The 25,750-nt window shown below is 38.0% G+C and carries 34 protein-coding genes and 2 pseudogenes; 28 read left to right on the forward strand and 8 right to left on the reverse strand.

What is annotated here, in order from left to right:
- Nucleotides 1–26 precede the first annotated feature (26 nt).
- From AB1467_00900 to AB1467_00915, 4 genes and pseudogenes are all read left to right on the forward strand, one after another.
- Nucleotides 27–728, forward strand: coding sequence for a hypothetical protein (locus AB1467_00900; GenBank protein MEW6294838.1), 702 nt, complete (start codon nt 27–29; stop codon nt 726–728).
- A 169-nt stretch (nt 729–897) separates the two neighbouring features.
- On the forward strand, nt 898–2,781 hold the full coding sequence (locus AB1467_00905) for a sigma 54-interacting transcriptional regulator (GenBank protein ID MEW6294839.1): 1,884 nt from the start codon (nt 898–900) through the stop codon (nt 2,779–2,781).
- A pseudogene (locus AB1467_00910) lies at nt 2,781–2,897 on the forward strand (hypothetical protein). Before AB1467_00905 ends, AB1467_00910 begins: the two are co-directional and overlap by 1 nt.
- Before the next feature lie 3 nt (nt 2,898–2,900).
- Nucleotides 2,901–3,995: pseudogene (locus AB1467_00915) on the forward strand (S16 family serine protease).
- Between the two features lie 9 nt (nt 3,996–4,004).
- Here the strand turns inward: AB1467_00915 and AB1467_00920 are convergent.
- Nucleotides 4,005–5,258 (reverse strand): DUF373 family protein, encoded by a 1,254-nt coding sequence (locus tag AB1467_00920; GenBank protein ID MEW6294840.1) that lies wholly within the window; start codon nt 5,256–5,258, stop codon nt 4,005–4,007.
- 94 nt (nt 5,259–5,352) lie between these two features.
- On the opposite strand from AB1467_00920, the gene AB1467_00925 reads away from it, so the two are divergent.
- The 4 genes from AB1467_00925 (at nt 5,353) to AB1467_00940 (ending at nt 7,601) form a co-directional block, all read left to right on the forward strand.
- Entirely contained in the window at nt 5,353–6,369 is a 1,017-nt protein-coding gene (locus tag AB1467_00925; protein MEW6294841.1) for an SPFH domain-containing protein, read from the forward strand.
- Nucleotides 6,366–6,872, forward strand: coding sequence for a hypothetical protein (locus AB1467_00930; protein MEW6294842.1), 507 nt, complete (start codon nt 6,366–6,368; stop codon nt 6,870–6,872). Before AB1467_00925 ends, AB1467_00930 begins: the two co-directional genes overlap by 4 nt.
- A gap of 118 nt (nt 6,873–6,990) precedes the next feature.
- Nucleotides 6,991–7,251 (forward strand): hypothetical protein, encoded by a 261-nt coding sequence (locus AB1467_00935; protein ID MEW6294843.1) that lies wholly within the window; start codon nt 6,991–6,993, stop codon nt 7,249–7,251.
- A complete protein-coding gene (locus AB1467_00940; protein MEW6294844.1) occupies nt 7,248–7,601 on the forward strand; it encodes a hypothetical protein in 354 nt (117 codons plus the stop codon). Before AB1467_00935 ends, AB1467_00940 begins: the two co-directional genes overlap by 4 nt.
- Before the next feature lie 98 nt (nt 7,602–7,699).
- On the opposite strand, the gene AB1467_00945 is transcribed toward AB1467_00940, so the two are convergent.
- Together AB1467_00945 and AB1467_00950 are read right to left on the reverse strand one after the other, a co-directional pair.
- Entirely contained in the window at nt 7,700–8,065 is a 366-nt protein-coding gene (locus AB1467_00945; GenBank protein MEW6294845.1) for a hypothetical protein, read from the reverse strand.
- A 3-nt stretch (nt 8,066–8,068) separates the two neighbouring features.
- Nucleotides 8,069–8,968, reverse strand: coding sequence for a stage II sporulation protein M (locus AB1467_00950; protein MEW6294846.1), 900 nt, complete (start codon nt 8,966–8,968; stop codon nt 8,069–8,071).
- 156 nt (nt 8,969–9,124) lie between these two features.
- Between AB1467_00950 and AB1467_00955 the strand changes: the two genes are divergently transcribed.
- The 6 genes from AB1467_00955 to AB1467_00980 all read left to right on the forward strand — a co-directional run bounded on the left by AB1467_00955 (nt 9,125) and on the right by AB1467_00980 (nt 12,570).
- Nucleotides 9,125–9,691, forward strand: coding sequence for an exosome complex RNA-binding protein Csl4 (locus AB1467_00955; GenBank protein MEW6294847.1), 567 nt, complete (start codon nt 9,125–9,127; stop codon nt 9,689–9,691).
- A gap of 21 nt (nt 9,692–9,712) precedes the next feature.
- Entirely contained in the window at nt 9,713–9,988 is a 276-nt protein-coding gene (locus AB1467_00960; GenBank protein ID MEW6294848.1) for a DNA-directed RNA polymerase subunit L, read from the forward strand.
- Complete coding sequence (locus AB1467_00965) at nt 9,985–10,530, forward strand: DUF99 family protein (protein MEW6294849.1); 546 nt, start codon at nt 9,985–9,987, stop codon at nt 10,528–10,530. Before AB1467_00960 ends, AB1467_00965 begins: the two co-directional genes overlap by 4 nt.
- Nucleotides 10,531–10,547: 17 nt before the next feature.
- Nucleotides 10,548–11,402, forward strand: coding sequence for a hypothetical protein (locus AB1467_00970; protein ID MEW6294850.1), 855 nt, complete (start codon nt 10,548–10,550; stop codon nt 11,400–11,402).
- Between the two features lie 49 nt (nt 11,403–11,451).
- Nucleotides 11,452–12,201: a proliferating cell nuclear antigen (pcna) gene (gene pcn, locus AB1467_00975; GenBank protein ID MEW6294851.1), complete on the forward strand. Its 750-nt coding sequence runs from the start codon at nt 11,452–11,454 to the stop codon at nt 12,199–12,201.
- Between the two features lie 87 nt (nt 12,202–12,288).
- Complete coding sequence (locus AB1467_00980; protein MEW6294852.1) at nt 12,289–12,570, forward strand: ribbon-helix-helix domain-containing protein; 282 nt, start codon at nt 12,289–12,291, stop codon at nt 12,568–12,570.
- On the opposite strand, the gene AB1467_00985 is transcribed toward AB1467_00980, so the two are convergent.
- Nucleotides 12,521–12,964, reverse strand: a complete 444-nt coding sequence (locus AB1467_00985; GenBank protein MEW6294853.1) for a hypothetical protein — start codon at nt 12,962–12,964, stop codon at nt 12,521–12,523. The two genes, AB1467_00980 and AB1467_00985, sit on opposite strands and share 50 nt — an antisense overlap.
- Nucleotides 12,965–13,087: 123 nt before the next feature.
- Here AB1467_00985 and AB1467_00990 point away from each other — a divergent pair, with 123 nt between their 5' ends.
- Complete coding sequence (locus tag AB1467_00990) at nt 13,088–13,261, forward strand: hypothetical protein (protein MEW6294854.1); 174 nt, start codon at nt 13,088–13,090, stop codon at nt 13,259–13,261.
- Nucleotides 13,262–13,268: 7 nt separating this feature from the next.
- On the forward strand, nt 13,269–13,451 hold the full coding sequence (locus AB1467_00995) for a hypothetical protein (protein ID MEW6294855.1): 183 nt from the start codon (nt 13,269–13,271) through the stop codon (nt 13,449–13,451).
- Here AB1467_00995 and AB1467_01000 read toward each other — a convergent pair.
- Nucleotides 13,443–14,339 carry an NUDIX domain-containing protein gene (locus AB1467_01000; GenBank protein ID MEW6294856.1) on the reverse strand — a complete coding sequence of 299 codons (897 nt, stop codon included), beginning with the start codon at nt 14,337–14,339 and terminating at the stop codon, nt 13,443–13,445. The genes AB1467_00995 and AB1467_01000 overlap by 9 nt on opposite strands.
- A 106-nt stretch (nt 14,340–14,445) precedes the next feature.
- On the opposite strand from AB1467_01000, the gene AB1467_01005 reads away from it, so the two are divergent.
- The 4 genes from AB1467_01005 (at nt 14,446) to AB1467_01020 (ending at nt 17,153) form a co-directional block, all read left to right on the forward strand.
- Nucleotides 14,446–15,168 carry a hypothetical protein gene (locus tag AB1467_01005; GenBank protein MEW6294857.1) on the forward strand — a complete coding sequence of 241 codons (723 nt, stop codon included), beginning with the start codon at nt 14,446–14,448 and terminating at the stop codon, nt 15,166–15,168.
- A gap of 61 nt (nt 15,169–15,229) precedes the next feature.
- Nucleotides 15,230–15,874 carry an acylphosphatase gene (locus AB1467_01010; protein ID MEW6294858.1) on the forward strand — a complete coding sequence of 215 codons (645 nt, stop codon included), beginning with the start codon at nt 15,230–15,232 and terminating at the stop codon, nt 15,872–15,874.
- 35 nt (nt 15,875–15,909) lie between these two features.
- Entirely contained in the window at nt 15,910–16,932 is a 1,023-nt protein-coding gene (locus AB1467_01015; protein MEW6294859.1) for a hypothetical protein, read from the forward strand.
- An 8-nt stretch (nt 16,933–16,940) separates the two neighbouring features.
- Nucleotides 16,941–17,153: a hypothetical protein gene (locus AB1467_01020; GenBank protein ID MEW6294860.1), complete on the forward strand. Its 213-nt coding sequence runs from the start codon at nt 16,941–16,943 to the stop codon at nt 17,151–17,153.
- Here the strand turns inward: AB1467_01020 and AB1467_01025 are convergent.
- The gene (locus AB1467_01025) at nt 17,134–18,087 is read right to left on the reverse strand and encodes a mechanosensitive ion channel family protein (GenBank protein ID MEW6294861.1); all 954 of its coding nucleotides are present in this window, start codon (nt 18,085–18,087) and stop codon (nt 17,134–17,136) included. The two genes, AB1467_01020 and AB1467_01025, sit on opposite strands and share 20 nt — an antisense overlap.
- A 130-nt stretch (nt 18,088–18,217) precedes the next feature.
- Between AB1467_01025 and AB1467_01030 the strand changes: the two genes are divergently transcribed.
- From AB1467_01030 to AB1467_01055, 6 genes are read left to right on the forward strand one after another with little or no spacing between them, the layout of a single operon-like run.
- Nucleotides 18,218–19,441 carry a DNA primase small subunit domain-containing protein gene (locus AB1467_01030; GenBank protein MEW6294862.1) on the forward strand — a complete coding sequence of 408 codons (1,224 nt, stop codon included), beginning with the start codon at nt 18,218–18,220 and terminating at the stop codon, nt 19,439–19,441.
- A gap of 8 nt (nt 19,442–19,449) precedes the next feature.
- A complete protein-coding gene (locus AB1467_01035) occupies nt 19,450–20,019 on the forward strand; it encodes a hypothetical protein (protein MEW6294863.1) in 570 nt (189 codons plus the stop codon).
- Between the two features lie 8 nt (nt 20,020–20,027).
- Nucleotides 20,028–20,213, forward strand: coding sequence for a 30S ribosomal protein S27e (locus AB1467_01040; GenBank protein ID MEW6294864.1), 186 nt, complete (start codon nt 20,028–20,030; stop codon nt 20,211–20,213).
- A gap of 29 nt (nt 20,214–20,242) precedes the next feature.
- A complete protein-coding gene (locus AB1467_01045; GenBank protein MEW6294865.1) occupies nt 20,243–21,019 on the forward strand; it encodes a S1 RNA-binding domain-containing protein in 777 nt (258 codons plus the stop codon).
- Between the two features lie 24 nt (nt 21,020–21,043).
- Nucleotides 21,044–21,826: a PAC2 family protein gene (locus tag AB1467_01050; GenBank protein ID MEW6294866.1), complete on the forward strand. Its 783-nt coding sequence runs from the start codon at nt 21,044–21,046 to the stop codon at nt 21,824–21,826.
- A 17-nt stretch (nt 21,827–21,843) separates the two neighbouring features.
- Complete coding sequence (locus tag AB1467_01055) at nt 21,844–22,299, forward strand: hypothetical protein (GenBank protein MEW6294867.1); 456 nt, start codon at nt 21,844–21,846, stop codon at nt 22,297–22,299.
- A gap of 15 nt (nt 22,300–22,314) precedes the next feature.
- On the opposite strand, the gene AB1467_01060 is transcribed toward AB1467_01055, so the two are convergent.
- On the reverse strand, nt 22,315–23,592 hold the full coding sequence (locus tag AB1467_01060; GenBank protein MEW6294868.1) for an endonuclease Q family protein: 1,278 nt from the start codon (nt 23,590–23,592) through the stop codon (nt 22,315–22,317).
- A gap of 56 nt (nt 23,593–23,648) precedes the next feature.
- On the opposite strand from AB1467_01060, the gene amrS reads away from it, so the two are divergent.
- On the forward strand, nt 23,649–24,665 hold the full coding sequence (amrS, locus tag AB1467_01065; protein ID MEW6294869.1) for an AmmeMemoRadiSam system radical SAM enzyme: 1,017 nt from the start codon (nt 23,649–23,651) through the stop codon (nt 24,663–24,665).
- 23 nt (nt 24,666–24,688) lie between these two features.
- Here the strand turns inward: amrS and AB1467_01070 are convergent, their stop codons facing one another.
- Complete coding sequence (locus AB1467_01070) at nt 24,689–24,991, reverse strand: hypothetical protein (GenBank protein ID MEW6294870.1); 303 nt, start codon at nt 24,989–24,991, stop codon at nt 24,689–24,691.
- A 59-nt stretch (nt 24,992–25,050) separates the two neighbouring features.
- Between AB1467_01070 and AB1467_01075 the strand changes: the two genes are divergently transcribed.
- Nucleotides 25,051–25,686, forward strand: a complete 636-nt coding sequence (locus AB1467_01075; protein ID MEW6294871.1) for a hypothetical protein — start codon at nt 25,051–25,053, stop codon at nt 25,684–25,686.
- Nucleotides 25,687–25,750 lie beyond the last annotated feature (64 nt).

Below are 25,750 nucleotides of genomic sequence, written 5' to 3' on the forward strand. Positions count from 1 at the left end.
TTTGTACCATAATCAATTTAAATAATTTGAATGGCAGTTTATGTATGAGTTTTCTGTTTACGCATGAATGGATTGCAAAGTTAGTCTTAGGGAAGCTTAAAAAGAAAGCATTAATTTCAAACTATAATAATATTGATGACTATTTCTTTGGGGCTATTGCCCCTGACATAAGGTACATAAATAATTCATCCAGAACACTAACACACGAGATTGAAGGAAAGTATTCAATATTTGAAACTTCTAAAAAGAATAAATACTCAAAGGCGTTTCTTGCAGGATTTGAAACCCATTTGGTTGTTGATGACGCTTGGTCTAATAGGGAGAAATGGTTGGATGAAAGCATTTATGAATTTTACAGTGTTAATGCAAACAACCTTGCTCAAAAATTTGCTTTGTATTTTCTTGTCGATGATTATTTTCAGAGCGAGGCTTACTGGTTTTTTCCTTTTGAATGCGCTGGCAATATTTTCCGTGCTAACGATTTGCAGCTCTTAATTGATTTAGGCTTTAATCATAAAGATATTTTATTGTATAAATCTTTGGCGGCCGTTTATATGAGAGAGCCCGGCATAGACACAATGAATATTTTTAATTTTGTTCCGGGAAAATTAGATGAAATTTTGATTAGAACAATATTGGAACAAAAATCTACGTTAACATCGTTCTTAAAAGAATTCAAAAAAATTTCAGTAGAAAAAAGTCTGACTTTTTTGGAGAGCCATTTATGAGCCCTAAAATGAAAATAATTCTTGCAATAGCTTTGGTTAGTGCTACAATATATATCTACCTATTTATCAGCCTTATGATTTTTTCATTCAATTTGGTTTTAGCTGAATAAAATTGCATGTTAACACTAACTATTTTAACCTTTTTCAATTAATATTTTTTCATGATGCTATGAAAGAAAAAAATTTAAAGAGGGTTTTTCCCAAAATTTCACGAAGAAAATTTCAAGGCCACGTATACAATGTTACAACCGAAACAGGAAACTTGTTTGTAGAAAATGTACTTGTTCACAATTCAGGCGGCCTTGGAACGCCCCCTCATCTTAGAGTAGAGCCAGGGCTAATTCACAAGGTTTCAGGGGGCGTCTTGTTCTTAGATGAAATTGCAACCCTCTCACCAAAAGCACAGCAGGAGCTCCTTACAGCAATGCAGGAGAAAAAATATTCTATTACAGGCCAAAGCGAATTAAGTTCTGGTGCGATGACTAAAACGGATCCTGTGCCCTGCTTTCCGGCAGAAACCTGTTTGCTGACTGCCAAAGGAAATGTAAGCATGGGGGCATTTATTGATTCAATTTTATCTAAAAATTATGATAGAGTTGCTGTAGAGAATGGAGTGGAGGTTTTTGATTTGGATGAAAAAGAGACTATTATTACTTATTCAAATAGTAAAATTATTCCTTCAAATGCAGAAAGAGTTTATAGACGTAAATATTCTGGAAAGGTTCTAAAAATTAAATTTGATGATGGAACTGAATTAATTGCTACCCCTGATCATCCAATAAAAACAGTTAATGGTTTTGTAAAAGCAAAAGATTTGAAGGTTAATGATGTTATTGAAGCAACGGGGGATCTCGTAATAATTGATGAAAAAGCAATTGTCAACACCTATTGTAAGGATAACCAGAGAATTGCTAACACATTTAATAAGTGGATAGCTTCAGGCAAAAAACTTTCAGCTAAAGAGTTAGGTGTTGATTATAAAACAATTTTTTCATGGAAAAAAGGTTCCATACCGCGTGCACTTAAAAGTGTCAATCAACTCAACAGAAAAAAACTTTTACCGTTAAACCTTAATGATGAGAGAGTGCCTAAGATAGCCAGGGTTGTTGGAGCCCTGTTTGGCGACGGCGGAATAGATGGCAGAAGACTTTCAAGAGTATATTTCTCTACAGATTCAAACAGTATGGATGATTTAAATGAATTTAAGAATGATATTCTATCAATATTTGGAGAGGAAATTAATTCAGCAATAACCATTAAAAAAATTACTTCTAAGGGAGGGAGTGGCTTGGATTTATCTATTAATAATTCGTCCGTTGCCCGTTTTTTCTATGCTCTGGGTGTTCCAAAAGGAGATAAAGTTTCGCAGTCCTTTACAGTACCTTTCTGGGTTAAATTATCAGACAAACTAAAGAAAGAATTCTTTTCAGCTTTGCTTTGTTGTGAATTATATGGAAATATTAGAAGCAGTCAAGATACTATTTCCTTTGTTATGGCTAAATTAAAGAAATTTGAGAAAGAACACATTGAGTTCTTGAATGAAATTAGAAATTTTTTATTAAAAAACAGAGTTGAAGTGAAAGAAGTAGAACAGGACAAAGAATATTTTAAAGCTAAAGGATTACCTAACCCCGAGACTGCTGGGGCTTACTTGTTTAAACTAAATTCAGGTTATAAAAATATAATTCAATTAGCTGACATTATTAACTTTTACTATGCAAAAAACAAAAAATCAGCTATACCCAACGTAGTGAAGAATGGTAAAATATTTATAGAGTCTCAGAAACACCTAGATAGTTTAAAGGAAGAAGCATTGATGTTGAGAAATGCTGGAAAGACCATTCGTATAATAGCAAAAGAAACGGGATTGTGTAAAAATACTGTCTGGAAAATAGTTGGAAAGACATACAACAAATATTCCAAATTAGACAGAAAAAGAGTTTTTGGTTTATTGGGTAAAGGTATAATACCAAAAATTGTTGCCAAAAAACTTGAAATTCCTTATACTACTGTTCTTTATTGGAAGAATAATTATTTTAGTGAGGAGTCATGATGTTTTCCAAGATTACTAAAAAGATTACAGGTATTGAAGAAAGAGATTTCAATGGTTATGTGTACAATATAAAAACAGAAACAGGAACTTATATTGCCAATTCAATTGTCGTTCATAATTGCGACTTTGTCCTTGTAGCAGCAGGAAATTACGAGGACTTAAGGAGAGTGCATCCGGCTCTAAGGTCAAGGATCAGGGGTTACGGGTATGAACTGTACATGAACTTGGATATGCCTGACACAAAAGAAAACAGGGCAAAGATAGCACAATTTGTAGCTCAAGAGGTAGTGAAAGACAAGAAGATCCCTCACTTCAGCAGGGAGGCAGTTGAATCAATTATATTTGAGGCAAGAAGAAGGAGTGGAAGAAAGAATTCGCTCACACTCAAATTAAGAGACTTAGGAGGCCTTGTAAGGGCAGCAGGAGACATTGCAAAAGAGAAAGGCCACGAATTAGTGCAAGCACAAGACATATTTGAAGCAAAGATGGCTGCAAGAACTTTAGAACAGCAGATGATGAACAAGATAATTGAAGAAAAAAAAGATTATGAGGTTTACTTGAATGAAGGATTTGCAGTTGGAAGAGTGAACGGCCTTGCAGTAAGCGCTGACGGTGACGCAGGATTGGTTCTCCCATTAGAAGCAGAGGTTGCGCCAGCATTGTCGGCTTCAGAGGGAAAACTGATTGCAACAGGAAAACTGGGCGAAATAGCAAAAGAGGCAGTACAGAATGTTTCTGCAATCATAAAGAAGCTGTCAGGAAAAGACATTTCAAGGTATGACTTGCACATTCAATTCCTGCAGGCTTACGCCGGAGTTGAAGGAGACTCTGCTTCAGTTTCTGTTGCCACAGCGGTAATTTCCGCTTTAGAGAAAATTCCAGTAAAGCAATCATTGGCAATGACTGGTTCTCTGAGCGTGAGAGGAGAGGTGCTTCCAGTAGGGGGCATTACAGCAAAGGTCCAGGCAGCAATGGCAGCAGGCTTCAAGGAGGTCATAGTACCCAAAACCAATTTGGAGGACATAATCCTTCCAGAAAAAGAAAAAGCCAGAATAAAAATAATTCCTGTTTCCTCTTTAAGCGATGTATTAGACAATGCCTTCCAGAAATCCAAAGAGAAAGGCAAGCTCCTCAAAGAACTCAAGAAGATAATCAGCTTGGAGCTCCCCAGCATAATAGAAAAAAGTCTGCCGAAAATTCCAAAGATCGGGTGAATTAAGAAATTATTTTGCTGTAGCTGCTGTTAAAATTATTCTTCCGTGCCTTAAGGTGAAATCGTTTTTGTTTACTTTTGTTTTTGTTTTGCCTTTTAAGTCCTTGAATTCGATTGCCTTGTCTTTTGCGTCAATGTCTTCCACTTTCCCGATGTACTTTCCTTCCTTGGAGAACACAGGCAGCCCTATGAGCAATTTTGTGACCCTTCTCCTTACGTCAAATACTGTGCTGGCCTTGTAGGCAACCAAGAGAATTACAAAGCTTAATAGAATGCTCAGCAGAAAGAAATTGATGTCTGCCTCCTTTGTTATAACTAATGTCCCGGAATCAAGAATAAACCATAATAGGAGAACAGAAATAACTGAAAGGAAGTATTTCCTTAACTGGAACATTTTCTTGAAGTGGATTGCATCAATAGCTTTTCCTATAATAAAGGAAACAGCAGTTATAACCAAAAGAAAGTATGTTGTCTGAAGGGAAACAACAATCCTCAAGAACAGGTTCTCTATAGGATAGAAAGCATAACTGTTGTATGCGGTTATTGCAGCGAATACAAGGAAGAAGAGGCAGGCAATATAGAATGGAAAGCTTGTCCTCTGAACTGAGACAGTTGTTGTAAGGTCTCTTGCTGCAGCAACAATTTTTTCTTCAACTCCAAAGCCTTTGAGCAGTAAATAAATTCCAACCACAAGAAGCAAGCCTTGAATGAATTGCGCTTCTATGCCAAAGAACACCATCAAGCCGTAAAGAAGCAGGACGATTCCAGGCAGCCCGAAAGCAATCCTTGCAAGGAAGGGGTCCTTTAATGCTTCCCTTAAAGCATAATAGGCTCCCTCCATTTCCTTTGCCTGCTTTACAATTATTGTTTCCTTTGAAATTATTGGGGCCCTTGCCTGAAGCAATGGAATTACTTGGTCGTCTTCAGCTCCGTCTGTAACTAAAACAAAGCCGTCTGCATCAAAAGAGGAAAGCACTTCATCCAATTGTTCATTCAGCCTTTTGTCTGACTCAAAGCTTGTTTTTCCGACACCAGTAACTGCTGCTAACTCAACTTTAGGGTAATGCCCTTTCACTTCATCGAATTTCTTTATTGAGCCGAACAGGCAGTTTGAATCTGAATCCCCTGGGTCTGCTACTGCGAGCTTTGCTGCAGCATTCAGTACATTCTTTCTTCCAATTACGGGCCCTTGAACGTTAGCCTTTCTTCCAAGGTCATTGTCTCTATCTACACTCAAAACCAGTACGGCTTCATGCTTCGGCATAATTTCTTCCTTTTATAGCATAATTATTTATATTTAGGATAACTTATTTATTATTGCTGAAAGTTTAATTAAATTTATTGGTGTCCCAAAAAATATGGTCAAAAGATTCAGGCAGACGGAATCCTATAAAATAAAACAAATAATATTCGCTGTAATAGTAATTTTAATTATATTCATTGCATGGCTCATATACCAGAAAAAGGAGTTGGTCATCCCGTACATTGCAGGGATTGTCCTTGCAGTAATTCTTTTGTTCATAATATGGAGATATGACTTCCTGCTCACCCTAAAAGAATACGAGCGGGCAGTAATTTACACTTTTGGAAGGGTGTCCAGGGTAGGGGGCCCGGGCTGGGCTTTACTTATACCAGTAATTGAATCATTCAAGATTGTAGACCTAAGGACAAGCACAATAGACATTGAGCCCCAGGAGGTTGTGACAGCAGACAAGATAAGGCTTTCAGTGGACGCAGTAATATATCTTTACGTCAACAAAGACAAGCAGTCTGTAATCAATTCAGTAATAGAAATTGACGACTACAAGCATGGAGCAGAATTGTATGTTAAGTCCTCAATCAGGGATGTAATTGGCTCCCTCACAATGTCTGAAGTAATAGCAAACATAGAGAAATTAAACAACGAAGTGAAAGAAAAACTGGTTCAAGTTACAGCTTCATGGGGTGTAAGCATTGAATCAGTGGAGATAACAAATGTTACAATTCCCCCTGAAGTAATAAGTGCAATGCACGAACAAAAGGCAGCAGAGCAAAGAAAATTAGCCATAATGGAGAGAGCGCAGGCAAAAAGATATGAGATAGATGCAGTAAGGGATGCAGCAGACAAACTCACAGAAAAATCTTTATCTTATTATTACATCCGTGCTTTAGAGAAGATGGCTGACGGCCAAGCCACAAAAATCATTTTCCCTATTGAAGCCAGCAAGTTCGCTGAAGCCCTCACAGGCAGGCTTTCAACACCAAAAAGCGGAAGCGAAAGCGGAAGCAAACCATTAAGCTTGGAAGACATTGGCACCTACGCAGGCATGTTCAAGGAATACATGGACGAAATGAAAAAAAAGAAACAATCAAACAAGAAAGGAAAAAAGAAATGAAGCGGAAGGAATTTTTTAAAAGGCATGAAGCAAAACTTATTATTAGTGTGATTGCTTTGGGGATTATAGTCAGTTTTGTTTTGTATCTTAATCAGTCTAAAAATGAAAAAATTCCAGACCATATTCTTTTTGCCAAAGATAATGAAAAATATTGCGATGGAATGTTTGTTGGTTGCAATAGAAGTTTTGAGAAGGGCTGCGTTAATTCAATAGTGCAACCTAAATATCAAATGATAAATGATGACATTACCTGCTATTGTAATATGACAAAAAAGGTTTGTGAGACTGCAAAAGGGTTTCGTAATGGGGATGTAGAAGGAAAACTTTGCTATGATGAAAAAGATTGCCTCGTATTCTACCAATATAACAAGTGCGTTGCAGAAAATGGGTCATCAACTCAAGGAAACTGCAGTAATTCAGCAGTTCCTGTAGAAGGATGTAATTATTATATGGTAGAAGGGAAAGCACAAAAAATTTGTTATTCTATGTCTAAAACCTACTAAAAGGAAAATTACAACAAACTAAAAGTGAAAGATTTAACCAATACCTTTTTATGCTTTTTGATATATAATTGTTATTAATTAATAACTTTTAGTGATGTATATGTTAAAGCAGGTTCAAATGCAGAAATTAGAGCATGCCCCAACTCTTAATACTGTTATTATGGTGGAGAATGTCTTAAAGAATTTGAAGGAAAGCGTTGTAACCATTGCAGAGCTTAAAAGAAAGTTGCCAAAGCAGGTTAACCACAACACTTTGATGGTTATTCTTGATTATCTGGAAAAAAGCAATAAAATTGCAGTAAGCTTGAGAGGAATTACTTGGATTCACAATGCTAACCCAAACCTAAGAAGGGCTATTTCTAAAGGTCTCGAATTATGAAGGCAGTAAGAGTTATTTTGTCTGATGAAGCAGAAGAGGTCTACAAATACTTGAATGAACAGGCACCCAAATCAAAAGTTGAAAAAACAATTCTTAACGCGATAAACCACAAAATCGAATTGATAAAAGCAAACATCCATTACGGCAATCCTGTGGGAAAGGATTATATTCCAGAAGAATACAAAGAAAAATATGGAATAACAAATCTGTTTAGGGTAGAGCTGCCAAACTATTGGAGAATGCTTTACTCGCTGACGGACAGCGAAAACAAAATAGAAATTGTTGCTTTTGTCCTTGACTTAATGGGCCATGACAAATATAACAAAAAATTTGGCTACAAAAAGAAATAAATTCAATTAATTCTTTTTCTTCGGGACAAACAGCAGTTTTCCTATTTTCCTGAAAACATTTTTCTTTCTTTTGGTCTTTTTGGAGTTGAGTTCTGACCTTAGTTCTTCTGTGCTTTTTTTTCCATTTCTTTGATAATTTCAGGGATATTGTAATCCTTACTGATTTTCCTCGCGAAGTAACATTCACCTAAATCATTAATATCATATAAATTTCCTGTTTTCGGCTCAAAAGCAACTGGAAGACCATGAGGATAGAGCTTGACATAAACAGTTGAAAATTTATTGTCTTCATTTTTCATTTTTGCCCTGAACAATTTGCCAGCTTTAATTGCATTATGAAACTTCTCCTCGGAATCAAGGCATAAATAGTTTCTACCGCTTACTTTCTTTAATTTAAGTTCTTTTGGCAGCCTCTTAAACGGGCCAATGTTTTCTTTTTGTTTTCTTTTTCTTAAGCGCAGCATTTTTCATCCGCCCACTATGAGCGCTGCCTCTATCAATGCCCCCACAATCAAGAGCATGAAAGCGAAGAATGTTAATAGTAAAGAGTCTTTTGTGATTATCTGGAATTCGTGAGTCCTGTACTTCTTTTTTGTTATTGCCACGCTAATAATGCCCCCAGCGATTGCCCCTATTAGATAGCCGCCGATTTCTGGCAGGCCGTGGGGTATAAGGCTCAAGCCATTCACCAGGCTTCCGCCATAGCTTGTCACTGCCTCCAAAGGTCCTTGGGTTGGAGAAAGAGTGATTGACTGCATGGCATCCTTTCCAATCAGAACGCCAATAACAGAGGCATTCCATCCAATAAGAAAGAGTGCGCCTGCACCATAAGCAAAAGAGATTAAAATTGAAAGAAAGAGGACAGTGGAATTGTTTGCTAATACAACTTTAAAGATGCACCAGTAATCATTAGTGCATTTCACGTCAGAGCCCACAACGCTCCCACGGTATTCTCCTGTTTCAGTCAAATCATTCCTTATGTCGCTTATCTCCCCTAAAGCGCCTTCCTGCTCGCTGAATACAATGCTTCTTGTGTCTTGCGGCAGGAAGAAATACCAGAAAGAGTAACTGATTATAAGCCCGATAAAGAACCAGCCAAAAATCTTAAGTATATCAAAATGCCTTTCAATGAATGTAAGGGTTGCACCAGGCCTTTCTGCTTCCTCTTCCTCTTCTGCAACAAAAATTGAGTAAAGCACTGGCATTGCGGCAATTGTGACGAAAGCAATTCCAAGGGTGCTTGCAGTAGAAGGAAAGGTGAAATAGGAAACCCATAATCCTACACTTGAAAGAGCAATGCTGAAAAGCATCATTACAAGAGGATGCTTCCTTGCATCCTTCTCACCTAAAATTGATTCTAGTACCATTTTGGAAAAAACTCCTTTTGCCTGTTTTTCTGCCTTCGTTATTAATTTAAATATGTTTTCCTTCTTATTAATTATATCTGTTTTTATGTTTAAACCATGAAACAATTAATATTAAAATGTTAATTTGATGGATTCAAAAGTTAAAGGGGATGAAAAATGGACAAAAAGAATGAGCTTGTTCTTCCAGGGCAGTTCCTTACAGTGGAAGAAGAATACGAGCCTGGAAAGAACACTTTTGAAGACGAAAAAGGAAAAATTTACTCCACAAAAGTAGGGGAAGCAGAATTCAATGAAAAGGAAAGGAAAGTCAACATAAAAGAGAGGGCCCGCTCAATCAATTTAATTACCCCTGGGAGCATTGTGATAGGCAATGTAATTCTAGTGAAAGACAACTCTGTTGTTCTCTCAATACTTAAAGCAGAAAAGAACGGGCAGGAAAGGATTCCACAATTTTCCAGCGGGCAGGTCATGATTTCGAATGTCTCAAGGAACTACGTTAAAGAATTGAGGAGCGAATTCAAGATAGGCGACATAGTGAAAGCAAAAGTAATTAATGTAACTAATTATTCTATTGACTTGACAACAGCAGAAGAAGGCTTAGGGGTAATAAAAGCTTTCTGCAGCAAGTGCAGGAACGAGTTAGGATTGTTTGGAAGGCAGCTTAAATGCTTGAACTGTGGGTCCATAGAAAACAGGAAGCTGTCCTTTGACTACAGCAAATAATTGAATAAAAGGTGAAAAAGGATGGAGATAGAAATAATAAAAGACACAAAAAACCAGATAGAATTCATTCTCAAGGGAGAGAGATACACTTTCCCCAACCTTCTTAAAAGCAAATTACTCGAAGACAAGGATGTTGAATTCGTTGCATTCAAATTAGAGCATCCAATGGACAAGGACAGCAAATTCGTGCTCAAGACAAAAGAGAAAACCGCAAGAAAAGCTTTAAGCGATGCCTCAAAAACAATAATGGAAGAATTGGGTGAATTCAAAAAGGCATTAAAAAAGGCAGTCAAATGAAGGCTCTTGTAAGGGTAATAGGCATTGACGACGGCTTCTTGGACAAAACAAAAAAAGACTCAATTCTAGTAGGGGTTATTTCAAGGATTGACGGCAGAATTGAAGGCATTCTCTCAGAAAAAATCCTGATAGACGGCCTTGACAGCACTGAAAAAATTGCTTCAATGATAAAAGAATCAAAATTCAGGCAGGAAATAAAAATCCTGTTCCTCCATGGAGTGAATTTCGCGGGCTTCAACATTGCAGACGTACAGCAACTGCACAGGAAGCTTGGCGTTCCGGTAATAACCTGCTTCAGGAAGTTCCCTGACATGAAAAAAATAAGGAAAGCATTAAGCCATATCCCCCAGACAAAAAAAAGAATTAAATTAATAAAAAAAGCAGGCAAAATAAATTCATTTGAAGGCATTTACTTCCAGTGCTCAGGCATTGCACCAGAAAAAGCGCGAACAATAATAAGGAAGACAAGGAAATACTCCTTGCTGCCTGAGCCCTTAAGGCTTTCCCACATGATTGCCTCAGGGATAACAAAACCCAAATGAAAATTAAAGTGAATTGAATGGCAAGAGAAAAATACAGGAAAGAAACAAAAAAAGAAAATTCCCTGAAAGAAAAATACAATAAACTCAAGAAAAAGCTTTCTTTCCTGAAGTGGATTGACCCTTTCACTTACATTGAAATTGCCTTAAGAAGGATTCACCCAAAAAAGGCAAGGCCTTCAGCAATGGATGAAACAATTGACTGGGCAGTATACTTAATTTCGGCTTTTGTTATTGCATGGCTTCTTTATACACTCTTGGGGGTCGTCCTCGGAACAAATTATCCAATGGTAATAGTGCTGAGCGGTTCAATGGAGCCCCTAACTTACCGTGGAGATGTAATGGTATTGGTTGGAGCAAACCACGAGAATGTCAAGGCACAGGAAATAGATTTAAGCAGCATTGACCTCAAAGGAAAGCAATTGCAGGATATTGCTTCGGTCAGCCCTGCACAATACCAAGTGCAGGTAATACTGAACCAGTTAGGCGCAATGCCCCAGACAACAAAAGAATTAACTTTTTTTGACATCAATAAAACAATCCAATTGAATACAAAAGGAGACATAATAGTTTATTACTCTGCATTAAAGCAGGAGCAGATAATCCACAGGGTTATAGCCAAAATCAAGGCAAAGGACGGCTATTATTTTCTGACTAAAGGCGATTCAACAAAAAATTACTGGGTTGACCAGGACTGCCAGCAATTAACATACAAAAGCTATATTCTAAGGAACCAGAATTCCTGCATTACATTATATCCAATAAATGAATCAGAACTCCAAGGAAAGGTTTTATTCAAGATCCCATGGCTTGGGTGGGTTAAATTGATTCCTTTCGATGAAATCCCAAGACTCCTCACAGGAAGGCAACAATAGAATTAAAATATTATTCTAACCTCAATCATAATGCTAAAAAGGGAATAAAATGAAATTGATTCTTTCAAATGCAGGGGAATTCAAGAGAGCAATTGACGCCATATCTGTACTAATAGATGAAGCAGAATTCATTATAACAAAAGAAGGCCTTTCCCTTAAAGCAACTGACCCGAGCCAAATCTCAATGGTTGACTTCAAGATGGAGAAAAAGGCATTCAAAGAATACAATGTGGAAAAGGACACTAAGATTGGATTGGACTTGGATTACTTAAGCCAGGTCATGTCACGCTGCAAGGCAAACGACGAACTCACAATGAATATAGATGAAACCAATTCAAGGCTGGAATTAATATTCAAGAGCGACTCCACAAGGCGTTTTTCAGTTCCATTAATTGACATAAGCACAACAGAATTGCCTTCGCCCAAAATAGAATTCGATGCAGAAGTGAAAGTCATTGCAGGCCTCATACAGGACGGCCTCAAGGACTCAAGCCTTGTGAGCACACACGTAACCTTAGGGGTTACAGGCAAGAAGTTCTTCATAAAGGCAACCTCCTCAAAAGGCGAAGCCCATAATGAAATCATTTCAGCAGAAGACAAGGGCTTAAAAGAATTAAAGGCAAAAAAGGAATGCTATGCAATGTTCCCTTTGGATTACCTTCAAGACATGCTTAAAGGCGCAAGCTCTGACACTACGGTTGAACTTCACCTTAAATCCAATGCGCCAGTGAAGATCTCCTATCCAATAAGCAAAGCAGAAATAACCTACTTCCTGGCCCCAAGAATCGAGACCAGCTGAATTTTCAATAACTTTTTATTTTTTTCTTTATTTAATTCTTATTTAAATTTAAATAAAGCCTTTTTTCGGGTTTTTTGTGGTGAGATAGTGGTTGAAAGTTTTTCCTTGAATAAAGAGGTAATTAAAGACATAGAAAAATTGATTAGATCATCAGGTTTTTATAGCTCTAAGAGCGAATTCTATAGGGATGCAGTAAGAGATAAGTATTTTGAGTTAATTAAATTAAAGCAGGAAAAGGTTAGGAAAGAATTTTCCAAAAAAATCAGGGCTAAGGGTTATAAAGGCAGGTTTCTTTCAAGAGAAGAAAGAATAAAAATAGCTAATGAGCATCTAATGGAACATGGTTTTCAACCTCGTCAGGCGAAATAACATCAATTAAATGTTTTATTGGCTCAAAGTCTTTTTTGTTCCAAGTTACAATAAAATCACTTTTTGACTCTAGTGCATAAGCTACATGCAATGAATCTGGAAAATGAATTCCCAACAGCCTTAGTTCCGGCTCTCTTTTTTCTATTGAATTGGCCATCCGAATTATCCCAAATCTCACTCCATGTCTTTTGAGCAATTCAATTAAGTCTTCTTCTGCACAAAAAGAATTTTTATTTACCTCATTAATTGTTAGGCTGGAAATAATTAAAGTAAATTTTCTTTTTGCACATAAAGCAAAAAAATCTTCCACCCTCTTATACATCAACTCGTAATTTCTTCCAAAGTCCAAGTTAATGTAAGAAATAATTATATTTGAGTCAAGGTACAAGCGCAATCAAACCAACCCTCTCCAAGAAATTAGTCAGGGATAACTTAAATAACTTAATCTTTCGTTAATCGCCATGTTTAGGGAAAGATTAATTAATTCTTTTGCTTTTCTATTTATGGGTTTTTTTGAATGGCATTAATAAAGAAAGGGCACTGGAAGTCCATTGCAATGACCTTGATCTGGTTTCTTGTTTTTGCTGCTTTGGTTTACACTAAAAGCATTTATGAGATGGCTGCAGTATTCTTTTTCGGCTGGCTTTTCTCTTTGGTCATATTAAACAAGTCAATAAAAAATTTAGAATGAAAGAAAAATGAACTGGAATAATCTTATTGCAGGAATAATAGCAGGCTTTATTGCATTTATAGTGAATCTGATAGTTCAATTTATTTTAAGGAGGACAGCAGATTTTTGGGTTGCCTTAGGAACAGCGATTGGAATGCTGGTTGTTTTTGCAATAATCACAAGCCGTTATGACAGGCCTGGCCTAAGGTGAAAGCACTTTATTTAATGCCTTTTGCAAGCCCACAATATATTTCAGTTTATTTAATTCTTCAGGTTTAATCCACTTGTATTTCAAGTGCTCGTAGTTCAATTCAATTTTCCTTGTTTTGGTCTCAAAGAGCACTGGAGTGCAAAGCCAGATTTTATTGCAAATCCTGTCATTTATTTTGAACTCTTTTTCTTTTTTAATGAATTTCAATTGGTTCTTTTTGATTCCTGTTTCTTCCTTTATCTCCAAGTAAGCCCTTTTCAGGGCGCTCATTTCATTCAAATAGCCTGTTACAGTGTTCCATTCGTTTGGGTGATGGATGTGCTTGTTTGAAGACCTTTTCAGCAACAAAATTTTTCCTTTGTGCCTAAGGAAAACAGTAACTGTCTTGTTCACTTTCTCAGGCCTGAAAGCAATAAGATACTCACAGTAATCAATTTCTGGCCTTCGGGCCATTATCTTCAATTCTGTTTTCTTGTCGAATTTTTTTATTGCTGCATTGAAAGGCTTCTCCGAACAAAAAGTGCATGAGAGCTCTGTGTCTAAATTGTTCCTTTTGCTTGCCTCAAGAATAGGGCAGAAGCCCTTGAACCTGAAGATTGACACGTGCCCGCTTTCCTCGTGGATGCAGAAATTTTTTTTGCTCCAAGATGGAGTTAATTGCCTCCAGAACTCCAGCACAATCTTTCTTGCAGTCCTTGCATTTTTTTGCTTTAAATTAAATTTGCTTTTGTTCTCCTCGAACCATTGAGCTCTCTTTCCTGAAAGCTTTTCTGAGAGCATCTCAAATGCTTTTTTCAATCCAACCCTCCCCCCAACAATTTTTGTGTGAGCAAATAGGTGAGTGTAAAATAGAATTTTCTCTTTCTCCAACTGCTTTACTGAAGGCATACAAGACCATTTAAATTTTTTTGCAAAACAATTTAAAGGGTTAGGGGGTATTATTTAGTTATAATTTAGGGCAATAAATAGGTTTTGGTGCAAAGGGTGATGTGCTGTGATTGAATTAAAAAAGGTCGAGAACTGGAGCAAGGCAATACAGGCTATTTCTGCTTTTATTTCTGAAGGCAACTTCCGCTTTAACGACAACGGAATTGCATTCAAGGCAGTTGACCCGAGCCAGATAGTGCTTGTGAATTATGCCATACCGAAGAGCGCTTTCGACGAATTTGAGATTGAGCCAACCTTTGTTGGAATTGACTTGGTTGAATTGAATAAAATAATGCAGAGGATTCTTCCAAAAGACAAAATGCTCATGAACGTAGATGACAATGAACTGCACATCAAGCTCGAAGGCGAAATAAGCAGGTCCTTCAAACTGCCTTTAATTGACGTGAGCGAAGAAGAAATAAATATTCCCGCAACAAAATTTGATGCAGTAATAGAAATAAATGCCAGAATCCTGAAGGAGGCCTTGAAGGACGCCCAATTATTCGGCAGCTCTGTTGTTTTAAGAGTTAAAGGCTCCCAATTAGTGGTTGAAGCGCGAGGCTCTCACGGGAACATGCATGCACTAATAAAGGAAACAAAGAATATTACAGTAAAGTCCCCTACAGAGGTAGTGAGCAAGTATTCGCTTAATTTCTTTGCTAACGCGCTCAGGGAAGCCGACCCAGTAAAAAATGTTAGAATTGAACTCAAAAGCGACGCCCCAATGAAGGTCAGCTACAAGATAGGCGAGGGAGACATACAGTTCCTGCTCGCGCAGATGATTTTATAGGCAATTCGTTGATTGCCTTATAATACAGTTTTTAAATATTCTTTCTTTCCTTATTTTATTTATGAAGACTTTTGAGTTAATTATTGAAGGGAATGTTCAAAGGGTCGGCTATAGGAATTCCGTCAGCCAAATTGCTTTTGATTTAGGGCTTAATGGAAGCATTGAGAACCTGCCTGATGGAAGAGTGAAAATAATTGTTCAAGGAAAAGAAGAGCAGTTAAATGAATTTAGTAAAAGAATAAGAATAAAGGAGTGGCCTATTGCAGTAAAGTCAATAAAGGAAAAAGAAATTAAACTGAAAGAGAAATTCACTGAATTCAAAATAGTTAGAGGCCATCCCCAAAATGAATTGAGTGAAAGGGCAGATGAAGCTGTCATCTACATGCAGAAAATGTATGGAGAAATAAGAGACTTTAGGAATGAATCAAAATCGCATTTTACTGTTTTGGGAAATAGAGTCAGCAAAGGAGTAAATGAAACAAGGCTTCTGAGAAAAGCTACAAATGTTAATTTTAACAAAATGGACGCCAAATACGACAAAGTTTCCAGCAGAATGGATAAAATGTCTGGTAAGATGGATAAAGTGTCTGATGGAATAGACGGCATGGCAGACACCCTAAAACAAACAAACTGGACCCTCAAAAAAGAATTCGGGAAATTGTCTGATGCCCTGCTCACATTAGCAACCAAGTCAACCCAAAAGTAATTCATTTTTAATTTCTTTTTAATCCTATTATTTTTATGCCTGTGCCGTATGAATTGGTTTTCGCGCAAAGGTTTCCTTTTTCTTCAAGGGCAGTGAAGACAGCAAAGGAAAGCGGCTTCTCTCTTGATAATGTACCTCAAAGGGCAATAGACAGGGCAAAAGCAATGGTGCAGCACGCAGGCCAGGGAAAAGAATATTTTCTCCCGAAAATAGCTGAGTCCTCTGACGCCCTAAAAGACGAAATAATTGCTTTTCCTCTGGCGAAAATTTTTCTTTCGCTTATAAGGAGAGGGGAATTGAACAAGAAATTCAGCAGGATGTTCTCTGATTCAGCATTCAAGTATCTTCAATTGGAGGCAAAAGAAGACGACTTCATAATTGACCTTGCAAAAGAGCTCAAAATAAAATTCAGGTTGAGCAACAAGAAGGAATTCTTTGCAGAAATAGACCTCTTGGATTACCTTAAGGCTTCATTCAACCAGGAGTTCATGAAATTAGTGAACCAGAGGATTAAGGCAGGGAATGTTTTCCTGAACAGGAATGACTTCATGCGCTTTGAGGCGGCCTTGGTCTACAACAAAATTCTTTCCTCGCTTCCAGTAGACACAAAAACTGTCCCAAAAAAATTCAAGGCAGCAGCAGAAGAGATTGCAGGCGAAATATTCAAGAGGACTAAAAGGGAATTCTCTTTTGTTTCAGGAGGAAAAATTGACTTGAATTTGTTTTCCCCGTGCTTTTCTTTCCTGTACGATAAGCTGGTTTCAGGAGAGCACAAGCTTCATCACTTAGAGAATTTTGATTTGGCCTGCTTTCTAGTGAACTTGAGGATGCCTGAGGAAGAAATCCTGAAACTGTACGCGCGTTCGCCCAATTTCAATGAAAGGATTGTAAGGTATCACATAAAAAACATTAAGGGCACTTCCTTAAAGCCAAGGTATTCCAGCCCTTCATGCTCTAAGATGGTTGAACATAAATTGTGCAGGAGAAATGACTCCTGCGAAGGAATAAAAACTCCTTTGGGCTACTATATAAGGGAAGTAAAAAGAAAAAGGAAGTGAAGAAAAGAATGGTTATGCCTTTTCTGGATAGATCAATTGCTTCCCTGTTCATAGTAATAATAATTGAGGTTATAATTACCTTGTGGGTGCTGAAGGTTTCGGCTGAATGGGCTTACGGCAAAAAGGTTTCTTACTCTCAGGCATTAGTGCAGTGGCTTGCAATGATTGTGATTCAGGTGATAGTTTTATTTCTGTTGTCTTTTATTTTTGCATTGATTTAGGGAATTCAATTAGTTTTTCGCCCTTGCCAAATACAAGATGCCTTTTAGGGTAAGGGATTTCAATTCCCTCCTTGTCGAATTCCTCTTTGATTGATTCAAACAAGTCTGACCTCACATAAAATCTTTTTTCTGCGTCCTTTATCCAGGCACTCAAAACCATGTTGATTGAGTATTCCCCAAAACCCATGTGAATAACTTCGGGGGCATCAAGATTCTTTAATACTTCAGAATGCTTTTTTGCTTTTTCAATAAGGATTTTTTTTGCTTTGCCGTAATCTGACTCATAGCTTATGCTTATTGGCATGAAGATCTTGAATGTCTTGTCCTGTCTTGTGTAATTCCATATTTCCCTTTTAGAGAATTCTGAATTAGGAATGCTCACAAGCACATTCCCTGAAGTTTTAATGCGCGTGCTTCTCAAGCCTATGTCTATTACTTGACCGCTCCTCTCCAGTTCAATTATGTCCCCTGTCTTGTCCCTGTCTTCTGCAAGGGTTATGCTGTCCCCGACCCTGAAAGGCTTGTCTAAGATCAATACAAAGCCTGCCAGGATGTTTGCAATGGTTTCCTGTGCGCCGAATGCAATTGCAATCCCCCCAATTCCAAGGACCGCAATCAATGTTGTTATATTCAATCCGAACTGGCCTAGAATCATTATGAAGGCAATGAAGTAAACGAAATACCTTACAATCTTCTTTATTGTATCTAAGGTCACTTTATCAAACTTAAGCTTTTCATCTATTGCCTTATGCTCCTTCAGAGAGCGCTCAATAAACCTGTTTATGAGGGAAATTGCAATTCTAGCCCCAATAAATATTATTACAATTAAGATAAGCTTGAACAACAAATCGTTTAGGGTGCCTATGCCGTCAAGGTTTATGGCCAAAATCTTTGATATTTCTGTCTCTGTTGCTGCAATTAAAGGCTCGAACAATTGCTCCACCCCAACTTGCAAAAAAAAAAATTGATTCGATTAACGGAAGACTGATTTCGAAAAATGTTGTTGTAATATTAAATGCAAGGTTATTTAAAATACTTTCCTGTTAAGTTTTTTTTATGGTGCTATGCAGGCAGACAATAATACAATAAATTTTTTATTTAGGAAATTCCATTCCTACTACGAGAAGAAGTTCGTTGACTCAGTTAAAGAAATTGAAAGAAGGGAGTTCGGCATTGGGGTATTCGGAAAAAAGATTACCGAAAGGCATTTGGCATTCGACTCAAGCAGGCACTTCAATGAATTCCTGCGCGAAGAAGCGCCATTCTATGTTTCCTGCTCTGCCGCCTACTACCAATTCCCGGACAAGAGGCCGATGGAGGCAAAGGATTACATTAAATCGGACCTGGTTTACGAATTCGATGCAGACGACCTGAAAACAAAATGCAAGGAAGAACATGACTCCTGGCACTGCATCAAATGCGGTGCAAAAGGAAAAGGAGCAATAAGCAACTGTACTGAATGCGGCGCGGCAGTAGTATCAGAGCAGTGGGTGTGCAGTGAATGCCTTGAAGAAACAAAAAAGGAATCCTTCAAATTGGTTGAACTCCTGAAAGAAGACTTTGATTTCGTGGGAGGTATTACAGTGAATTTCTCTGGAAGCAAAGGCTATCATGTTCATGTAAGCTCAGAGAAGATATTCTCCTTAACCAATGAAGCAAGGATTGAATTGGTTGACTACCTCACAGCAAATTCCCTGAGCCTGGAAAACCAGGGCTTCAACCTGGATTCAATGCCCTTGCAGTGCCCTAAAACAAACGAAAGGATTGGATTGAACGAGAGAATAATGGAATGGATGAAGAAATTGATTGAAGGAGAAGAAGCAGAGAGGATTGCAGGAATAACAGGAATTTCCTTCAAGGCAGCAAAAGAATTCATTAAAAGAAAAGAGAAAACCCTAAAGAACTTTGAGAAAGGCATTCTTTCGCCATTACCAAAAAAATCAAAGGCGTTCTGGTTCTCCCTCATAAAGCAGGCGACAGAAGAAATCAGAGTGAAGTTAGACAGGCAGACCTCCATTGACGCAAGCAAAATAATAAGGGTGCCTGACACCATCCATGGCTCAACAAGCCTACTGGCAAAAAGCATTCCGTTAGAGGAATTAAAATCCTTTGACCCATTAAAAGAAAGCATAATTTTTTCAAGTAATCCCACAAAAGTATTTATTGGGAGAGCACCAAAATTCTGTTTAGGAGGCGAGTTCTTTGGTCCATACAATAAAAGCGAAGAAGTTCTGCCGGAATTCGCTGCATTATACTTGATGGCAAGGGGTTCAGCTTCAGTAAGGTGAAGGATTAAATGGAATTGAATTACGATGAAATAAGAAGGATTTACAGGCTTGAAAAGAATACAAGCAAGCTTAGCGAGCTTGAAGAAGAATTTTTGGGTGAATTGAGTGAATTCATAAAAGAAGAAAAAAACAGTTACATGAACTCCCTCAAGGAAATGAACTTCTCCAAGGACAGGGACTTCATTAACCTGAAGAAAATGATTGAAGAAATTTTTTCCTTAAGAGAGAAAAAAATATTGAATCTTGCATTGATTGCTTCAAGGACAGATGAACCCAGCGAAGAAAGAATGTTCCTGCAAGAGAAAAAGCTTTACAGGGAACTCCTTAAGATACTCAAAAAGAACAAGGAAGGCTTGAACGAAATCTTTTTAGGTAATGGAACAAAAAAAATAGAAGAAGAAAAAGAAAAACAACAAAACATGGTTTCACTAAAAATTCTAAACGAAGTGCCTTCATTTGTGGGCACAGACATGAAGGAATACGGCCCATACAAGAAAGGCCAGACAGTAGAATTACCGCAAAAAATTGCAAAGCTTTTTATTGCAAGAAAGATAGGGAAAAAAGAAGGGGAAGAATAGGTGAGGCAATGAAGATTTCAATTCCAAGGCCAAAAACAAAATTCCTTAGAGTGAAATGCGATTCCTGCGGCAATGAACAGGTAATGTTTTCTGCTCCCTCTTCAACAGTAAAATGCCTTGTGTGCGAAAAAGTGCTTGCAGAACCCAAAGCCTCAAAGCCGTCAATAAAATCAAAAATTTTAAGGGAATACTGAAAGCTAAAAAAAAATTGAAGGAATAAAAAATGAGTGAACTGCCATCAATAGGAGAAACAGTTGTAGTGAAGGTAACAAAGGTTCTGGATTATGGGGCTTTTGTTGAATTGCTTGAATACGAAAACCAGAAAGGCTTTGTGCACGTCTCCCAGATAGCCTCAAGATGGGTGAAGAATGTAAGGAATTTCGTCAAAGAAAACCAGATAAGGGCAGCGCAAGTGCTCTCAATGAACCCAGCAAAAGGCCAGATAGACTTAAGCCTCACAAAGGTCAGCGCAGGAGCGCAAAGGGCAAAAATCGAGGAATACAAGCAGTTCAAGAGAGCCCAGAAACTGATTGAAGTCCTCTCACAGGAACAGAAAAAGCCTTTTGACGAGGCATGGCACGAGGTTGCAGAGCCCCTCATAAACAATTATGGTTCACTGCAAAAGGCATTCAATAAAATCTTGGTTGAAGAACAAGTGCCTTCAGAAATACCCAGAGAGTGGAGCAAGCCATTGCTTGAAATAGTGAAAAAGAATTTTGAGGTATCAAAAAAGGAAGTAAAGGGAATAATTGAATTGAGCTCTGCTGCATCAAATGGCGTTGAAATAATAAGGAAGACCTTAAGCCTGCTTGAAAAGGAAGCCCCAAAAAATGTTTCGGTGGAAGTTTCCTATACGGGCTCAGGCAAATACATGATTAAAGTTGTATCGCACGATTATAAAATAGCAGAAAAGTTCCTGTACGATGCAACGCAGAAGGCAGTAAAATTCATTGAGGGAATGAAAGGCAAGGCAAGATTCAACGAAATAAAAGCCTCGTGAGAAAAAAAACGGAGAAGAAATAAAATGGCAACAAAAATTAATCTCGTAAAAAAAATAAAAGTAAAGGACGCAGTAATGTTCACAGGCCTTCCAGGAATAGGGCTTGTAGGCAAGATTGCTGTTGATTACATGCTCAAGCAGTTTAAGGCAGAGAAAATTGCTGAAATCTACTCTGATTCATTCCCTCCAAGCATTCACACGCGCAATTCCCTCATAGAATTAATTAAAGACGAATTATACCATTACAAGTTCCAAGGAAAAGACTATTTGTTCCTTGCAGGGCCAGTCCAGCCTTCCCTGGACATAAGGTTTGGCTCAGCGCAAGAGCACTATGAGTTCGCTGAAGCAATTGTAAGGGAAGCAAAAAAATTAGGCGTAAAAGAAATCTACACCCTTGCAGGCATCAACGTGGGAGAAAAAAGAATGAATGCCCAGCCCAAGATTGTAATTGCTGCAACCAACAAGAAAATAATACAGGAATTCAAGAAATTGAATGCTACAGAAGGCCAGGAGGAAGGCCTTATAAGCGGTGCAGCAGGCCTAATAATTGGAATTGCAGCAGAAGAAGGCATTCACGGAGCATGCCTTATGGGAGAAACCAATGCAAGGCTCATTTATGGCGATCATGGCTCAGCACAGAAGCTGATTGAACTGTTGGTGAAGAAGTTCAAGTTCAAGGTGAACATGGACGAAATAGGCAAGGAAAGCAAAAACATAGAGCAGGCATTCCAGCAGTTATCCAAGCAATTAGAAGAAGAACAGCAGGAACAGCTTCCCCCAGACAGCTCATTAAGCTATGTTAGATGATGGTCCTGGTGAAATATGTGCAAACTGATTTGTGGAAAGAATGTTTAACCTGTAAAGATAAGTGTTGTAAATGGGACATTGCTTTTCCTCTTTTTGTAACAAATCATGAAAAAAGAAAACTTAGCCATATAAATACTCGTCATCCATGCTTATATTTTAATCGAAAAGAATTGTGTGAAATTTATCCTAATAGACCTTTTGATTGCAGATTTTTTCCATTCAATGTTTGGGAATCTAATGGAAAATTCTATTGGATGATTTGGAAATTAAACTGTCCTATTCTAAATAAAAATAAAGAAAAAATTGAGCTATATCTACAAGAACATGAAAAAAAATTAATTCATAGATTTAAAAATTATCTTAATGCTTATTCAAAATTCCGACTAGAAGAACTCATAGCTAAATATCAATATGAAGTCTTAAGAAAAGTGAAGTTTAATTCTCATTCTAAACATTCTAAACACAGAAAATAACATTATTGCAACTTATTAAAACTCCATCAGGCTTTTCTGTCCCATAAATTCTGTCCTGCACTCCAATTGGTTGTGCAACTCTTTTTTCTTTTTCTCGAACTCTTTTTCGTCCTTGCAGATTATTGGTCTTCCATAATTTCCTCCGCCTCCTGGAATGTATAATACAAAGCCTTTCCTGAAAGAGTCAATCTTTGAGGCGGCATCTGCATTCAATTCTTTTAGGTTCTCAATTGGCTCGTCAATCAAAACATTTATTTCTGAGCCAAACTTTTTCACGAACTCAAGCCACAAATCCTGCACTGGCTCTGAGGTAACATCTTTTGCTTTAAGCGAGTCCTGGATTATTTCAGCCAAGGCAAGCAAGTGCAGGTAAGGAGGCCTGAATTTTGGATGCATTTCCTCAGAAAAATTCGAGAGCATTAAAATCCTGTCTCTCACTCCGCGCTTTATTGAGGAAGAGCATTTAGTGCACTTCCATTTAAGCCTTAAAGCATCATCCAATGAATATTTGGTGAAGCAATTGCTGCATGCAGTGCAATGGTATTTTCCCTCCCTTGGATTAAGCCCTGCATTCAATGTAATTAGCCCTTCCTCCCTGTCCTCTAATGCATTCTTTAATTCCTTGAAAGAAGGTTCTTTCATTTTAATTCTAGTGAATTCCCTTCCAAGCCTGTAAGGCCAAGGGCTGTGGGCGTCCGAGAATGTCACGAACTGGTAGTTATGGTTTTCTTCAATTAAATCAGCAAAATAAGAGTCAGCGCTCAAGCCTAACTCAATGAAACTAATTCTTCCAATCTGCTTTCCATAGCATTGCTTTAATGAATCAAAATGAGCATAAACACCAAAGTATGGAGTGAAAGCATGGCTTGGGCCAATAATCCCTTTTGAATCAAAAACTATTTCCGCAATCCTTTCAGCATTAAGCCTAATCCTCGGTCTTCCGCCACCAAAAGAATCCATGTCAGAGGAATACTTCTTCAACTCTTTTTTTGCTTCAAGCACTGAATTAAAGTCAGGAAAGTAAAGCAAGTGATGCACTCTATCAGAGTCCTGCACCTCAGTTCCCAGAATGAAATTAATTGAATTGCCTTTAAACTTGAGTATTCCATTCTCTTCTTCCACTAAATTCTCCTTCACGTGCTCAAACCATTTTTCGTGCAATATATCAGAAGAAGAAAGCAAGTGAAGGCCTTTCAATTCAGCCTGCTCCGCAATTACAGGGACAAGCATGTTCTTTGAGACCCCCCCAGAATAAAGGCCGTGATAATGCAGGTCGCAGTTCAATTCAGGCATAAAAAACCACAATAAATTAAAGATGAAAATACATATAATTGTATTAGGTGAAATTAATGCCTGAAAAAGAACTGCATGAAGCGCTCTTCTGGAAGAAGGAAAAGGACGGAAGAATTAAGTGCAATGCCTGCCAGCGCAATTGCCTTATTGCAGAAGGGAAGACAGGATTCTGCAGGGTGCGCAAGAATATTGATGGAAGGCTTTACTCCCTTGTGTACGGAAAGACCTTGACCTTGGAGGTCGACCCAATAGAGAAAAAGCCTTTGTTTCACTTCAAGCCAGGCTCTCAGTGCACTGGGGTAAGCACTTACGGCTGCAATTTCTCCTGCCTGCACTGCCAGAACTTCCATATTTCACAGAAATTCACTGAAGAAATGATTGAGAAAGTTCCATTCACTTCCCCAAAAGAAATTGTAGAACAAACATTAGAATTGGGAGTGCAGGGGATTGCCTACACTTACACTGAGCCCACAATATTCATTGAATATGCCTTGGACACAATGAAGGAAGCAAAGAAATTCGGCTTGTACAATGTTTTTGTCTCAAACGGCTACATGAGCGAGGAACCCCTCCAGGCCGTAAAGCCTTTCTTGGATGCAATTAATGTTGACCTGAAAGGGAACCAGAAATTCTACCAGGAAGTCTGCGGTGGAGTGAGAGAGAAGGGGGTAAAGAATACAATTAGGTGGCTTTACAAGAACAGGATTCACGATGAAGTAACCTATCTTATAATCCCAGGCTTTAATGACAAGGAAGAATACTTCAGGGAGGCAGCGGAATTCATTCTTTCTTTAAGCCCTTCAATTCCATTGCATTTCTCGCGCTTTTATCCAATGAACAAGCTGGATTACCTTCCTGCAACAGACCCAAAGACTGTCCTCAAGGCAAAAGAGATTGCAGAGGAATTAGGCCTGAAATATGTTTATGCAGGCAACCTGCAGGCTGAAGAGAATACTTTATGCCCTGAATGCAAGAATTTGCTGGTGAGAAGATACTATTACAATACTGAAATGCCTGGCATGCAAGAAGGCAAGTGCTCGAAGTGCGGCTCAAAAGCTGACATGATTTTCTGAACTAATTTTTCTGAATTTTCTTGTTAAACTGCACCCAAGAACTTGAGTACAACCATTACCCCTAATCCTGCCAGACCGAAAATTACTGTCACAATTAAGGTTGCAATGAATGGGAGTTCAATGTGAAAGACAAAATGAATTATTGCCCATGCAATCAGTCCAAGAACAGTATTTGCAATCAAATGCTTTAAAACAAAGAATATTACTACTGCGGCAATAATGAAAATTATGCCTGCAAGCAGTATCATCCAGTTGCCTGCAAGGACGTTTGATACAGCGCCTTGGGCTGTATTGGCTGCATTGACTGCTTCTCCAACTAAAAACATATTAATTCAATTAATGGCTCAAAAAGCTTTTTAAACGCTTTACAGGGAATCATAATTATATGGTCAAGTACACTGACACCCAGAAAAGGATTGCCTTGCTCTTAATGCATGAGCCCAAGACTGTTGAAGAATTAAGCAATCAATTGAATATTCCTTACGACGAATTAATGGAAGAACTAAAGCCAATGCTTAAACTGGAATTAGTGGAAAAAGAAGGCTATCCAACAAAATACAGGCTGAAACAACACATAAAAGAAGAAGTAAAAAGAAGAAAAGAGCTCTCAGAGGAAGACAAAAACAAGCTAAGGCTCCTGGCAACAATTGAAGTGCAGGCAATAGAAGAAGAACTCCTAAAAAAACAATTAAAAGAAATAAAAGAAGCAATGATGAAAGAAGAAGACTTCCTGATTTACGACATAAGAGAAGCAGAGGCAGTAAAGCAGAATGAGTATCAATCAAGCTTCCTTGAAGTAAACCTGAGCGTAAAAGACTTCAGGGCACTAATGAGGCTTATGTTCCTGTACGGCCCAGTGGCAGTGGAAGTCCTTAAACCCCAAAAATTCGAGACAACAATGGACGACCTTCAGGATGGCCTGATGGCAGTAGTGGAAATTGTTCATACTTACACAGACTACATAGCAAAAAAAATGAGCAGGGAGGAACTAGAGGAATTCACGCGCAAGCTTTACAGCTGAATTTTCATTAAAAATTTTTTCATAATTTTTCATACAAAAAATTCTACCTGTAATGCCCTAAAAA

It is taken from the genome of Candidatus Diapherotrites archaeon, from assembly GCA_040755695.1.
Taxonomy (GTDB): Archaea; Iainarchaeota; Iainarchaeia; order Iainarchaeales; family 1-14-0-10-31-34; genus JBFMAK01.

Bases quoted from the DNA above. Each gene is read 5' to 3' on its own strand.
- AB1467_00905 (MEW6294839.1), top strand. From the start codon at position 898: ATGAAAGAAAAAAATTTAAAGAGGGTTTTTCCCAAAATTTCACGAAGA.
- AB1467_00920 (MEW6294840.1), bottom strand. From the start codon at position 5,258: ATGCCGAAGCATGAAGCCGTACTGGTTTTGAGTGTAGATAGAGACAAT.
- AB1467_00925 (MEW6294841.1), top strand. From the start codon at position 5,353: ATGGTCAAAAGATTCAGGCAGACGGAATCCTATAAAATAAAACAAATA.
- AB1467_00930 (MEW6294842.1), top strand. From the start codon at position 6,366: ATGAAGCGGAAGGAATTTTTTAAAAGGCATGAAGCAAAACTTATTATT.
- AB1467_00935 (MEW6294843.1), top strand. From the start codon at position 6,991: ATGCAGAAATTAGAGCATGCCCCAACTCTTAATACTGTTATTATGGTG.
- AB1467_00940 (MEW6294844.1), top strand. From the start codon at position 7,248: ATGAAGGCAGTAAGAGTTATTTTGTCTGATGAAGCAGAAGAGGTCTAC.
- AB1467_00945 (MEW6294845.1), bottom strand. From the start codon at position 8,065: ATGCTGCGCTTAAGAAAAAGAAAACAAAAAGAAAACATTGGCCCGTTT.
- AB1467_00950 (MEW6294846.1), bottom strand. From the start codon at position 8,968: ATGGTACTAGAATCAATTTTAGGTGAGAAGGATGCAAGGAAGCATCCT.
- AB1467_00955 (MEW6294847.1), top strand. From the start codon at position 9,125: ATGGACAAAAAGAATGAGCTTGTTCTTCCAGGGCAGTTCCTTACAGTG.
- AB1467_00960 (MEW6294848.1), top strand. From the start codon at position 9,713: ATGGAGATAGAAATAATAAAAGACACAAAAAACCAGATAGAATTCATT.
- AB1467_00965 (MEW6294849.1), top strand. From the start codon at position 9,985: ATGAAGGCTCTTGTAAGGGTAATAGGCATTGACGACGGCTTCTTGGAC.
- AB1467_00970 (MEW6294850.1), top strand. From the start codon at position 10,548: ATGGCAAGAGAAAAATACAGGAAAGAAACAAAAAAAGAAAATTCCCTG.
- pcn (MEW6294851.1), top strand. From the start codon at position 11,452: ATGAAATTGATTCTTTCAAATGCAGGGGAATTCAAGAGAGCAATTGAC.
- AB1467_00990 (MEW6294854.1), top strand. From the start codon at position 13,088: ATGGCATTAATAAAGAAAGGGCACTGGAAGTCCATTGCAATGACCTTG.
- AB1467_00995 (MEW6294855.1), top strand. From the start codon at position 13,269: ATGAACTGGAATAATCTTATTGCAGGAATAATAGCAGGCTTTATTGCA.
- AB1467_01000 (MEW6294856.1), bottom strand. From the start codon at position 14,339: ATGCCTTCAGTAAAGCAGTTGGAGAAAGAGAAAATTCTATTTTACACT.
- AB1467_01010 (MEW6294858.1), top strand. From the start codon at position 15,230: ATGAAGACTTTTGAGTTAATTATTGAAGGGAATGTTCAAAGGGTCGGC.
- AB1467_01015 (MEW6294859.1), top strand. From the start codon at position 15,910: ATGCCTGTGCCGTATGAATTGGTTTTCGCGCAAAGGTTTCCTTTTTCT.
- AB1467_01020 (MEW6294860.1), top strand. From the start codon at position 16,941: ATGGTTATGCCTTTTCTGGATAGATCAATTGCTTCCCTGTTCATAGTA.
- AB1467_01030 (MEW6294862.1), top strand. From the start codon at position 18,218: ATGCAGGCAGACAATAATACAATAAATTTTTTATTTAGGAAATTCCAT.
- AB1467_01035 (MEW6294863.1), top strand. From the start codon at position 19,450: ATGGAATTGAATTACGATGAAATAAGAAGGATTTACAGGCTTGAAAAG.
- AB1467_01040 (MEW6294864.1), top strand. From the start codon at position 20,028: ATGAAGATTTCAATTCCAAGGCCAAAAACAAAATTCCTTAGAGTGAAA.
- AB1467_01045 (MEW6294865.1), top strand. From the start codon at position 20,243: ATGAGTGAACTGCCATCAATAGGAGAAACAGTTGTAGTGAAGGTAACA.
- AB1467_01050 (MEW6294866.1), top strand. From the start codon at position 21,044: ATGGCAACAAAAATTAATCTCGTAAAAAAAATAAAAGTAAAGGACGCA.
- AB1467_01060 (MEW6294868.1), bottom strand. From the start codon at position 23,592: ATGCCTGAATTGAACTGCGACCTGCATTATCACGGCCTTTATTCTGGG.
- amrS (MEW6294869.1), top strand. From the start codon at position 23,649: ATGCCTGAAAAAGAACTGCATGAAGCGCTCTTCTGGAAGAAGGAAAAG.
- AB1467_01070 (MEW6294870.1), bottom strand. From the start codon at position 24,991: ATGTTTTTAGTTGGAGAAGCAGTCAATGCAGCCAATACAGCCCAAGGC.
- AB1467_01075 (MEW6294871.1), top strand. From the start codon at position 25,051: ATGGTCAAGTACACTGACACCCAGAAAAGGATTGCCTTGCTCTTAATG.